This window comes from Verminephrobacter aporrectodeae subsp. tuberculatae At4, assembly GCF_000193225.1.
GTDB lineage: Bacteria > Pseudomonadota > Gammaproteobacteria > Burkholderiales > Burkholderiaceae_C > Acidovorax > Acidovorax aporrectodeae.
Window position 1 is genome coordinate 1 of record NZ_AFAL01000428.1, and the last position, 11,807, is coordinate 11,807.

Annotated in this window: 7 protein-coding genes and 1 pseudogene; 4 read left to right on the plus strand and 4 right to left on the minus strand. The window is 67.6% G+C overall.

All coding sequences use genetic code 11. The annotated features are described in order from the left end of the window. Positions 1–344: 344 nt before the first annotated feature. The 3 genes and pseudogenes from VTU_RS30750 to VTU_RS34870 form a co-directional block, all read left to right on the plus strand. Positions 345–1,010 carry a GspH/FimT family pseudopilin gene (locus VTU_RS30750; RefSeq protein ID WP_081479821.1) on the plus strand — a complete coding sequence of 222 codons (666 nt, stop codon included), beginning with the start codon at positions 345–347 and terminating at the stop codon, positions 1,008–1,010. A gap of 157 nt (positions 1,011–1,167) precedes the next feature. Further along, entirely contained in the window at positions 1,168–1,641 is a 474-nt protein-coding gene (locus VTU_RS32785) for a hypothetical protein (RefSeq protein WP_169315401.1), read from the plus strand. A gap of 10 nt (positions 1,642–1,651) precedes the next feature. After that, positions 1,652–1,981: pseudogene (locus VTU_RS34870) on the plus strand (type IV pilin protein); the annotation flags it as partial. Here VTU_RS34870 and VTU_RS0113510 read toward each other — a convergent pair. From VTU_RS0113510 to VTU_RS0113520, 3 genes are all read right to left on the minus strand, one after another. Next, entirely contained in the window at positions 1,886–3,133 is a 1,248-nt protein-coding gene (locus VTU_RS0113510) for a PepSY-associated TM helix domain-containing protein (protein WP_010105005.1), read from the minus strand. The pseudogene VTU_RS34870 and the gene VTU_RS0113510 sit on opposite strands and share 96 nt — an antisense overlap. A gap of 5 nt (positions 3,134–3,138) precedes the next feature. Beyond that, on the minus strand, positions 3,139–5,232 hold the full coding sequence (locus VTU_RS0113515; RefSeq protein ID WP_010105007.1) for a TonB-dependent siderophore receptor: 2,094 nt from the start codon (positions 5,230–5,232) through the stop codon (positions 3,139–3,141). A gap of 95 nt (positions 5,233–5,327) precedes the next feature. Continuing rightward, a complete protein-coding gene (locus VTU_RS0113520) occupies positions 5,328–7,487 on the minus strand; it encodes a TonB-dependent siderophore receptor (protein ID WP_010105008.1) in 2,160 nt (719 codons plus the stop codon). A 251-nt stretch (positions 7,488–7,738) separates the two neighbouring features. On the opposite strand from VTU_RS0113520, the gene VTU_RS27220 reads away from it, so the two are divergent. Continuing rightward, positions 7,739–10,672, plus strand: a complete 2,934-nt coding sequence (locus VTU_RS27220; protein ID WP_010105009.1) for an AAA family ATPase — start codon at positions 7,739–7,741, stop codon at positions 10,670–10,672. Here VTU_RS27220 and VTU_RS27225 read toward each other — a convergent pair. Then, a partial coding sequence (locus tag VTU_RS27225) for a sensor domain-containing diguanylate cyclase (protein WP_010105010.1) occupies positions 10,645–11,807 on the minus strand: 1,163 nt, incomplete at its 5' end. The genes VTU_RS27220 and VTU_RS27225 overlap by 28 nt on opposite strands.

Below are 11,807 nucleotides of genomic sequence, written 5' to 3' on the forward strand. Positions count from 1 at the left end.
GGGGGGCGATACGGCTGCGCACATGGTCCTCGTCTCCTGCGCCGGGTTTTGGCGCTCGGTCATACCCGATCAAATTGTAACCAAACCATCCTGCACCAACCTGCCCTTGAACCGGGGCAGGACGCGGGCGCATCAAGCGCAACCCCTTGACACACAGGGCGCTACGGCGCTACCGGCCCTTCTGCCTGCCAACCGGTCGCAACCACAGCCGCATGAGGCTGTGAATTATGGCTCACAGTGAGGCGACGGCCCAAGTAACTCTTGCATGGTACAAGCCATCGCATCAGTCACTCCGCGTACAATCAACTTACTGGAAGTAACGTAACTAAAACCGATGGTGCCCCATGCTGAACTATCACCCCTCTACCGCCCAACCGAGCGCTGGAAGGAGCTCGCGCCATGGAAGAAAACATAGCGAGAAGATCACGTCAGGGCTGGAGGGCCCAACAAGTAGTTCCACCAACAAGAGAAAACCATCGCATCCCAATGAAGGCGATGTTGGTCACGCCGAGTTCCAGGCCACCCGCACCGGGGCCTTGGGCACAGGTACTGGGTGCGGCAGACCAGCCGCGCTTGCCAGACCGCGCCGCGCCGCGCAGGGTTTCACGCTGATCGAGTTGCTGGTGACACTCGCCTTGGCTGTCATTTTGGCCAGTTTGGCGGCCCCCTCGATGCGCGATTCCATGGCTCGCAGCCGGCTGAGCAACCTGGGCAACGAATTCACCAGCAGTGTTCTGAGGGCCCGCAACGAGGCCGTCAACCGCAATACCTGTGTGACCCTGTGCATGAGCAGCAATGCCGGCGCCAATGCCCCAGCGTGCACGACGATAGGGGCTGACTGGCAGGTGGGCTGGATTGCTTTTTTCAATCCCGCCTGCGACAGAAACATCAATGCCCCGGCAGATTTCAGCGATCTGCTGCTGGCCAGTGAGGCGGCGCCCGCAGATTATAGATTGCAGGCGCAGGACGGCAAGAGAAAAATGATTCATGGTCAATTTTGCGACCGGTAATGCATTTCAGGACGGAGATTTTCCCAGATCCGGGGTGGTGCAGCGGGCTTATGGTATTTGGGATCGACCCGGCCTGGGAGCACCGGCCGGGCGTGCTCTGCCCAGAGGGATGGATACCTTGGCGCCCCGAAGCTATACCCGAAACCCTGATGGCGTAGTGACCCTCACGACCACTACCGATCTGAATTGGCGTCTCCATGATGGCTGGTATTTCAATTTTCCAGGGACTGCGGAAGCGGTTTTGTCAGACCCGATTTCGACTGCAGGGGTTCTGTCGTTTCTGACCATTCGTCCGCGGGATACGACGGTCAGTGAATGTTCTTTGAACCACAAAGCAGCGCTCTATACCGTGAATCCGGTTTCCGGAAAGGTCGATCGCCCTGCCCAGGGCAGCATCATGGTGTTGAGCACGAAGACACCCATCGCCGCCAAGGACATTGACGCTCAGAAGGTGTCCGTGGTCTCTGACATGACCCCCAAGCCTTTTCTCCCGCCAGGATCGAATCTCCCGGCACCGTGCAAACCCGGTCAACACGCCAAGAGGGTCATCACCGGGGGGGCAAGGAGGAGTTTCTGTGCTTCAGCGGCGGTGGATCACAGCGACTGCAATGGCGGGAAATCCCCGGCCTGAGGACCGACCAATGAAGCACGAGCGGCCACAGCGTGGCTTTACGCTGATCGAGGTGATGATCGTCGTGGCAATCATCGGGATCTTGGCCGCCGTGGCCTACCCTTCTTATAAGGAGTTCATGGCCAGGTCCCGGCGTGCGCAGGCCAAGACCGTTCTGATCGGTGCGCAGCAGTGGATGGAGCGGTTTTATACGGAGAATTTCCGCTACGACAAGAACAGTGCCAACGTGGCGGTCACGGATGCGTCACAGTTTCCATCCCGGTTCAGTGTTTCCCCGGTGCCTGGGGAAGGAGCCCCGGTGTACGACATCACCGTGGAAGCCACGTCCAGTACATATACCGTCAAAGCAACGCGCAAGGCGGGCACCGTGATGGCCGATGATCGATGCGGGGATTTTTCTCTTGACCATTTGGGGAGAAAGAAACTGACGGGACATTCCGGTTTTCCAGACGACAAGACTGCCAGTGCAGACTGCTGGAAATGAGGGGAACGCGCTTCCGAGCGTGAGGCCGCCATAGTCGCCAAAGTGCAGCGGTTCCATGAGGCTGTTGAGCAGCGACCAAAACCCCCGGGTGCGGGGATCGTGCAGTTTGTTCAGCCGGCCTGTGACCGCGTCCAGGTCCACCCTTGCGGTGCTCGCCAGGTGCCCGCCAAGCTTGCCGCTAAAGCCCGCTTCGGCGCTGCTGCTGCCCCAGCGCCGCAGCGACACATGCTGCGTTTGCAGCCCGGGCATGGCCTGCTGCGCTGCGGCGTGCAGGGCGTCGAGCGATTGCATGGCTGCCGGGGCGGTGCCGTGCTGCGTGGCTGCTGCTGCGGTGGTGGTGGTGGTGGCGCCGGTCGTCAGGTATTCGTAGCCCTGCTCGAACAGCGGCGCCAGGCCCATCCACGCGCCCGTTGCGGCGATCAGGATATGAAAGCCCAGCCCCCAGACGCCGGTGCATTTGTGCAGGTCCGAGAGCAGCACGCGCGGGCTGCGGTCCCAGCGCAGGGTGAACAGTTCGGCCAGGATTTTGCGGTGGATGACGACGCCGGTGCCGATCAGCACCAGCATGCTCACGCCCAGAAAGCCGACGATCCAGCGCGGCCCGAAGAACAGGAACACGTGCAGCATGCGCAGGTACTGGCCGAGCTGGCTATCGACCGGGCCGACCACGGCGCCGGTGTCCGAGCGCAGGGCGAGCTTGGTGCGCGCGTTGGCGCCGGGCCCGCGCACCCAGGCAAAGTAGTTCGGGTTGACGGCGTCGGGCAGCGCAATCGACTCGACCGTGGCGCCGGGGTAATGCGTTTGCAGTTGCGCCAGCACGGTGGCCAATGCTGCAGGGCGCTCCGAGCGGGGCAGGCGGGCCAGCGATGGATTCGCCCACAGGTCGATTTCGTGCTTGAAGACCACCACCGCGCCCGAGAAGCAGACGATGAACAGCAACAGGCCGGTGACGATGCCGGCCCAGGAGTGCAGGACCAGCAGGCGGCTCAGTGTGCGCGGGCCGGGCATGCGCGTCAGAAGAAATACGCCAGGCCCAGGCTGAAGCTGCGCGGTGCGGCGGGCGAGACCACGTCGGCGGTGATCGCGCCGTCGTAGTACGCCCGGTTGAACAGGTTCCTGACCCCGGCCGTCACGCGGTAGTTCGGGCCCCGGTAGCGGACCGACGCGTCGGCCACGCAGTACGCGGGCAGCGTGAAGGGGTAGGCACCGATCTGCTCGCTCACATAGCGCCCGCCCAGGCCCAGCGTGGTGCGCGGGGACTGCGGCAGCTGGTACGTGGCCCAGGTACTGAGCGTGTGGCGCGGCGTGAGGTTCAGCGGCCGGCCGACGATGGCGGCGTTGTTGTCGCGCGTGACCTTGGTCTGCGTCCAGCTGTAGGCGCCGGTCAGCTTCCAGCCGCTGCGCAGGTCGGCGCCCAGTTCCAGTTCCAGGCCCCGGGCGCGCTGCTCGCCGGTCTGCACGCTGAAGCCGGGGTGTTCCCGGTCCGTGGTGCGGACGTTCTGGCGCACCAGGTCAAACAGCGCCAGCGCGCCGGTGACTTGGCCGCCAAGGGCTTCGTCGAAGGACTCGTACTTCAGTCCCGCTTCCCATTGCTCGCCGGTTTCGGGAACCAGGGGCGTGCCCCCGAAGGTCAGCCCGCCGACCGGCAGAAAGGATTCGCCGTAGCTCGCGTAGGCCGCCCAGCCGGGTCTGAACGCGTGCACCAGACCCGCAGACAGCGTGGTCGCACCGTCCCTCTGCCGCATCCGCACGCCGCTCACGCGGTTGTCGATGTGGTTCGTCGAGCTGTCGCGGCGCAGGCCGAGCAGCGCTGTCCAGTTGGGGCCGAACCGGATCTGGTCTTGCGCGTACAGGCCCGCCACCGTGAGCCGGGACGGCGCGTCGCTGCTCGGCGCTGCGGGGCAGCTGACTTCCATGCCGTAGCGCGGCGCGAACAAATCCAGCGCGCCGATCTTGCAGCTGCGGCGGGTCATCCGGCTGTGGCCGCGGCGCAGGTCCAGCCCCGTGACCAGCCGGTGCTGCGCGCCCAGGGCCGCAAAGCGCGACAGCAGCGAGGTGTCGGTGGCCAGGATGTCGTAGTCCATGGCCTGGAGCGAGACGCCCCGGTTCTGCCAACGCCTGTTGGACTCCAGGGTCCGGTTGTAGACGAATTGGCCCGTGCCCCCCTTGTTTTCATAGCGCAGGTTCTGGCGCAGCGTCAGCGCGGGCGCAAACCGGTGCTCGAGCGCGTAGCCCAGGGAGCTGTTTTCCACGTCGTAGGTGCCAAAGCCCGGGTCCCCCCCGAACAGCGTGCGCGGCAGGCGGCCATTGGGGTTGGGCAGCACCGTGCCGTAGGGCGAGATGCCCTGCTGGAACAGCCATTTGCTGTGGCTGTAAGTGGCAAGCAGTACCAGGTCGGTCCGGGGCCCCAGGTCGATGGACAGCGAGGGCGCAAACCAGCGGTCCTTGCGGTAGACAAAGTGCGTGGGGTCGTCGCTGTCGGAGACCTGCGCGTTGATGCGCAACGCGGTCCTGCCCGATGCGGACAACGGCCGGTTCAGGTCCGCCTGCAGCGTGCGCAGGCCAAAGCTGCCCAGCTCGATTCCGGCCTCGTTCAGCGCCTCCTTGCGCGGCCGCTTGCTCACGGCGTTGACGATTCCGCCGGGCTGCACCTGGCCGTAGAGCACCGAGGCCGCGCCCTTGAGCACCTCAAAGCGCTCGTAGCCGTAGGGCCGCAGCCGGGCCCAGACGCCGGCGCTTTGCACCAGGCCGTCGACCAGAATGGATTCAGTGGCGAGAAAGCCGCGGATGTGGACATCGTCAAGCCCCCGGCGGCCATAGGTGACCGGGCTCACGCCGGCCACGGTTTGCAGCGCCTGCTGCAGGTTGGTGATCTGGCGCGACTCCATCTGCTCGCGCGTGACCACGCTCACCGACTGCGGCGTCTCCAGACGCCGCATCGGGGCCTTGCCCGCCGTCTGCGCATCGACGGGGGCAAAGCCCCGGTCCTTTTCGGCGTCGGCGTTCACGCGCACTTCCTGCAGCGGCGGTGCGGGGGTGCTCGCGGCTTTGTCCGCCGTTTGCGCCAGCGTGGCCTGCGCCAGGCACAGTGCCAGCGCAGCCTGCATCCAGCGCCCGGGCGGGGTTGCAAGGGGGTGGGGGTTGAGGGAGTAAGGCATGGGGGTTTCGCGGAGAAAGTGGAGACCGGAATGGGCGCAGCGCTTCAGAAGAAATACGTCAGACCCAGGCTGAAGCTGCGCGGTGCGGCGGGCGAGACCACGTTGGCGTTGATCGCGCCGTCGTAGTACGCCCGGTTGAACAGGTTCCTGACCCCGGCCGCCACGCGGTAGCTCGGGCCCTGGTAGCGGACCGATGCGTCGGCCACGCAGTACGCGGGCAGCGTGAAGGGGTGGGCGCCGATCTGCTCGCTCACGCAGCGCCCACCCAGGCCCAGCGTGGTGCGCGGGGACTGCGGCAGCTGGTACGTGGCCCAGGTGGCGAGCGTGTGGCGCGGCGTGAGGTTCAGCGGCCGGCCGACGATGGCGGCGTTGTTGTCGCGCGTGACCTTGGTCTGCGTCCAGCTGTAGGCGCCGGTCAGCTTCCAGCCGCTGCGCAGGTCGGCGCCCAGTTCCAGTTCCAGGCCCCGGGCGCGCTGCTCGCCGGTCTGCACGCTGAAGCCGGGGTGCTCCCGGTCCGTGGTGCGGACGTTCTGGCGCACCAGGTCAAACAGCGCCAGCGCGCCGGTGACCTGGCCGCCAAGGGCTTCGTCGAAGGACTCGTATTTCAGTCCCGCTTCCCATTGCTCGCCGGTTTCGGGAACCAGGGGCGTGCCCCCGAAGGTCAGCCCGCTGACCGGCAGAAAGGATTCGCCGTAGCTCGCGTAGGCCGCCCAGCCGGGTCTGAACGCGTGCACCAGACCGGCAGACAGCGTGGTCGCGGCGTCCGCTTGCCGCGTCCGCACGCCGCTCACGCGGTTGTCGATGTGGTTCGTCGAGCTGTCGCGGCGCAGGCCCAGCAGCGCCGTCCAGTTGGGGCCGAACCGGATCTGGTCTTGCGCGTACAGGCCCGCCACCGTGAGCCGGGACGGCGCGTCGCTGCTCGGGGCTGCGGGGCAGGTGGCCGCCATGCCGTAGCGCGGCGCGAACAAATCCAGCGCGCCGATGCGGCAGATGCTGCGCGTCCAGTGGTCGCGGCCGCGGCGCAGGTCCAGCCCCGTGACCAATTGGTGCTGCGCGCCCAGGGCCGCGAAGCGCGACAGCAGCGAGGTGTCGGTGGCCAGCATGTCCGAGTCCATGGACTGGCGCGAGAGGCTGCGGTTTTGCTGGCGCCTGTCCGCTTGCAGCGCCAGGTTGGAGACGAAGTCGCCCGTTCCCTGCCCGGTCTCGTAGCGCAGGTTCTGGCGCAGCGCCATGGCGGGCGAGAACCGGTGCTCGAGCGCGTAGCCGACGGAACTGCTTTGCATGTCGTAGGCGCCCAGGCCCGGATCGCCCGTGAACAGCGTGCGCGGCAGGCGGCCGTTGGGGTTGGGCAGCACCGTGCCGTAGGGCGAGAGGCCCTGCTGGCGCAGCCATTCGTTGCGGCTGTGGTTGGCAAGCAGCACCAGGTCGGTGTCGGGGCCCGGGTCGAGCGCGAGCGCGGCGGCCAGCCAGCGGTCCTTGCGGTAGACAAAGTCCGTGGGGTCGTCGCTGTCGGAGACCTGCGCGCTGATGCGCAGCGCAGTCTTGCCCGATGCGGACAACGGCCGGTTCAGGTCCGCCTGCAGCGTGCGCAGGCCAAAGCTGCCCCGTTCGATTCCGGCCTCGTTCAACGCCTCCCTGCGCGGTCGCTTGCTCACGGCGTTGACGATTCCGCCGGGCTGCACCTGACCGTAGAGCACGGAGGCCGCGCCCTTGAGCACTTCAAAGCGCTCGTAGCCATAGGGCTGCATCCTGGCGCGTATGCCGGGCCCTTGCACCAGGCCATCGACCAAAATGGATTCGGTGGCGCGAAAGCCGCGGATGTGGATGTCGTCAAACCCCCGGCGGCCATAGTTGACCGGGCTCACGCCGGCCACGGTCTGTAGCGCCTGCTGCAGGTTGGTGATCTGGCGCGACTCCATCTGCTCGCGCGTGACCACGCTCACCGACTGCGGCGTCTCCAGCCGCCGCATCAGGGCCTTGCCCGCCGTCTGCGCATCGGCGGGCGCAAAGCCGCGCTCCCTGTCGGCGCTGGCGTCGATGCGCACCTCCTGCATCTGCGGCGGCGCGGCGGATGCTCCGGCCGGAGCGTCCTCTGTCTGCGCCCAGGCGGCCTGCGCGAGGCACAGCGCCAGCGGCAGGCGGGTCGTCAGGGTCGCAAAGGGGCGGGCCGCGCGCTGCGCCACCCGCAAGGGCTGAGAAACCATGGAAGTCCCGGAGAAGAGGAAAAAGTTTCAACGCAAGGGCGCTGGCTTGCGTTTTCCGGGACGCTGGCTGGCAGGAGCGGCGATTCTAATGCGAATCTTTACCGTTTGAAACGCCGGGGGCGCCGCCAGCGGCCTGGCAAGTCCCGTTCTGCCGAGCCCCTCCTGGCTTGGCCCCCGCGCTGCATGCGCCATGCAAGAGGGCACTCGCAAAGAGTCCGTCGTTTCAGCGGTTACCATTTGCGCCCATGCGAATGCTGCTCTACAAAGACCTTGACACGCGCCGCGTCAAGGCGACGTTTGCCAAGGTGCGCACGGCGATCGAGGCCGGCGACCTGCGCAGCCCCGACGTCAAAAAACTCTCGCCCACCCCGTACTGGCGCGCCAAGCTCGACCACACGAACCGCCTGTTGCTGCAGTTCGCGCGCCATGGCGAGGAGACCGTTTGTCTGGCACTGGAGGTGATCGAAAACCACGCGTATGAGAAGTCCCGCTTTCTTCGGGGCGCGCGCATCGACGAAGCCAAGATCGAACATGAGCCCTTGCTCGCCGACCCGTCCCAGGCGGGCGCCGCGAGGATCGCCGATGCCCTGCCCATGCGCTGGATTCATCCCACCCGCGCGGAATTCGAACTGCTCGACAAGCCCATCGTCTTCGACGACGCGCAGGAGGCCGTGCGCCGGCTGCCGCCCCCCGTGGTCGTCGTCGGCTCGGCCGGATCGGGCAAGACCGCCGTCACGCTGACCAAGCTGCGCGAGGCCGAGGGCCACGTCTTGTACGTCACGCAGTCGGCGTACCTGGCGCAGTCTGCGCGCGCGCTGTACGACGCCCACGGCTACGAGAACCCGGCGCAGGAGGTGGACTTCCTCAGCTACCGCGAATTCGTCGAGACGCTGCGCGTTCCCGCCGGCCGCGAGGTGGGCTTTCCCGCCTTTCGCAGCTGGTTCGATCGGCATCGGCAGACGGTGCGCAGCGCGTTGGGCGACCTCGACGCGCACGCCGTTTTCGAGGAGTTCCGGGGCGTGCTCAGCGCCAGCGCGCAGGGCCCGCTCGATCTGCCCACCTACCTCAGCCTGGGGCCACGCCAGTCCTTGCTCGCGGCGGACGCGCGCGAGGCCGCGCACGTGCTCTTCGCGCGCTACCGCCAATGGCTGCACGAGTCGAACCTGTTCGACCTGAATCTGGTGGCGCATGAATGGCGCCCGCTGGCCGCGCCAAACTACGACTTCGTGGTCATCGACGAGGTGCAGGACCTGACCAACGTGCAGCTCGCGCTGGTGCTCGCCTGCCTGAAGAACCCCGGGCAATTCCTGCTGTGCGGCGACTCCAACCAGATCGTTCATCCCAACTTCTTCTCCTGGGCGGCGGTGCGCACGCTGTTCTGGCACGGCCTGGCCGGTCAGGCCGCGCAGCACCAGGCGCTGTCGGTGCTGCAGGCGAATTTCCGCAACACGCGCGCGGTCACCGATCTGGCGAACGCCCTGCTCAAGATCAAGCAGGCGCGCTTCGGGTCCATCGATCGCGAAAGCAATTTCCTGGTCCAGAGCGCTTCGTCGCTCGCCGGGCAGGTGCGCCTGCTGCCGGCGCGCGCCGCCACGCTGCGCGAACTGGACGCGCAAACCCGCGCCTCCGTGCACCACGCGGTCATCGTGCTGCGCGACGAAGACAAGCCGGCGGCGCGCGAGCACTTCCGCACGCCGCTGGTGTTCTCGGTGCACGAGGCCAAGGGGCTGGAGTACGCGCACGTGGTCCTCTACGCGCTGGTGTCCGGCCAGCGCGCCGCTTACGCCGAGGTCTGCCAGGGCGTCACGCCGGCCGATCTGCAAATCGACGAACTCGCGTATGCACGCGCACGCGACAAGGGCGACAAGTCGCTGGAGCTCTACAAGTTCTACGTGAATGCGCTGTACGTGGCGATGACGCGCGCCGTCGAGAGCCTGGTGCTGGTCGAGTCGGACACGCAACACCCCTTGCTCAACCTGCTCGGCCTGCAGGTCGCCGAGGCCCAGACCCAGGCGGGAACGCCGGTGCAGGCCTCGTCGCGCGACGAATGGGCGCAGGAGGCGCGCAAACTCGAATTGCAGGGCAAGGACGAGCAGGCGCGCGCCATCCGCGAAACCTTCCTGCAAACCCAGCCCGTTCCGTGGACGCCGTGGTCCGAAGACACGATGGGCACGTTTGCGCCGCGCGCGCTCGACCGTGCGCAGCCGTCGAACAAACCCCGTCAGGCCCTGCTCGACTACGCGCTGTGGCATGGACAGCAGGCCTGGGTCGAGCAGCTGGCAAGCCAAGCGCAGTTCGCACCCGCGCGCCGCCTGGCGCCGGACGGCAACTTCGGCTGGGCGGCGGGCTTCATCGCGCAGGACTCCCAGCGCGTGCGGGAACAGGCCTGGCGCGAGGTCGGCCTGCTGCGACAGCGCTACCTGCAGCCCTATACGGCGCGCAATTTCAAGGACTTGCTGCGCCAGTGCGATCAGTACGGCATCGACCACCGCTGCCCCACGGGCGCGACCCCGCTGACGATGGCCGCGCGCGCCGGCAACCTCGCCCTGGTCGACGCCCTGTTGGCGCGCGGGGCCAACCCCTTGCTCGAGGACGAGTTCGGCCATACGCCGTGGTTCGCGGCGCTGAACCGGGCAATGGAAGATGGCGAATTTCTCCAGCAGTCGATCGGGCCGCTGTTCGAGCGCATCGCTGCGCCGGTCCTGGACGTGCAGTCGGACGGCCGCCTCATTCGGCTGGAGCGCCACCAGGGCGAGTACTGGATCCTGAGCCTGATGCTCGCCGGCTTCAAGACGCAGCGCACCTGGTGCGTGCAGCGTCCGCTCGACCTCTACCGATACGGCAAGGGATTCTTCGCCGATGAACTCAACGCAACCCTGACGGGTTTGCCCGAGCACCTGTGGCGAGCGCAGCGGCACAAACGCAGCTACGTGAACCAGGTGTTGGCGCGCGCCGAGGTCCACAGCGCCTACCTGCCGGCGCGCCGCCTGTGGGCACGCACCACCAACGGCCACTACCTGCCGAACCCGCATCTGCAACTGCGCGCCCACGCCGCGGCCGATGCACCGGCTTGGCGCCCGGTGTACCAGGTGCTGAATCTCGCGTGGGCGGACGCCGGCAGCTTCAATCCGCAGGTCTGGGGCGCGTCGTTGAAGAACTACGTGGATTCGCTGCTGCGGGCCTGAGGCAGGCGCCCGGGCGTTGCGGCCTCGTGCGCATGGCGGATCTCCACCCGGTTGCGGCCCGCGCGCTTGGCGTCGTAGCAGGCCATGTCGGCGGCGCCCAGCACCGAGGGCAGGTCCTGCAGCCTGGCGTCGAGCGCCACCAGGCCAATGCTCACCCCCAGGGTGAAGCTGCGGCCCTGGTACGACGGCTCCCAGGCGTGCACCAGGGCGCACAACTGCTCGGCCACCGCCTGGCCCCGCGCCAGCGCGCAGCCGGGCAGCACCACGGCGAACTCGTCGCCCCCGAGGCGGGCGACCCAACCGATCCGGCGCACCTGCGCCGCCAGCAGGCGGGCCACGTGGCGCAGCACGTCGTCCCCGGCGTCATGGCCTGCGACGTCGTTGACCACCGTGAAATGGTCCAGGTCGAGAAACAGCACCACCCCGTCGCCCTCGCCGTCCGGCGCGCACGCGCTGCGCTCGGCCAGCAGCCGACCGAGCCGTTCGTCGAACGCCACGCGGTTGTAGATCTGCGTGAGCGCGTCGTGCGTGCGCTCCCAGGTCTGCTGCAACTGCGCCTGGCGCGCGGCGGTGATGTCCTCCAGGATCCAGACCATGCCGCCGTGCAAATCGTCGGGCCACACGCTGTGCCCCTGCACGCGCGCCCACACGGGCGTGCCGTCCTTGCGCACGAAGCAGATATCGCCGTCGAACGCCCCGTGCGCGAGCACCTCGGCGCGCATGCGCTCGCGCGTGCGCGCGTGCTCCGCGTCGCTCGCGTACAGGGTGCGCACGCTGCGGCCCTGTAACTCATCGACGCCATAGCCCAGCAGCACGCAGGCCTGGCGGCCGATCACGTCCAGCATGCCGTGGCGCGTGATGGCGATGCCCACCGAGGCGTTGTCCAGAACGGCCTGGAACTGCCCGTCGAGCAGATCCCGCAGCACCCGCTGCCGGGCGCCCTGCTGCACCAGGCCCTGGAACGCGCGCACCAACTCGCCCACCTCCCCGCCCGCGTCCGGCCAACCCGTGTCCGCGGGGGGCTGCGGGCACACGCCGGTTTGCAGCAGATGGCGCGCCCTGCCCGTGAGCCGCGCCAGCGGCTGGGCCATCCAGGCCATCGACGCGAGCGCCAGCAGCGCGCACAGCGCCATGC

Coding starts and splice junctions, on each gene's coding strand:
- VTU_RS30750 (WP_081479821.1), top strand. CDS start 345: ATGCTGAACTATCACCCCTCTACCGCCCAACCGAGCGCTGGAAGGAGC.
- VTU_RS27220 (WP_010105009.1), top strand. CDS start 7,739: ATGCTGCTCTACAAAGACCTTGACACGCGCCGCGTCAAGGCGACGTTT.
- VTU_RS0113515 (WP_010105007.1), bottom strand. CDS start 5,232: ATGCAGGCTGCGCTGGCACTGTGCCTGGCGCAGGCCACGCTGGCGCAA.
- VTU_RS0113520 (WP_010105008.1), bottom strand. CDS start 7,487: ATGGTTTCTCAGCCCTTGCGGGTGGCGCAGCGCGCGGCCCGCCCCTTT.
- VTU_RS0113510 (WP_010105005.1), bottom strand. CDS start 3,133: ATGCCCGGCCCGCGCACACTGAGCCGCCTGCTGGTCCTGCACTCCTGG.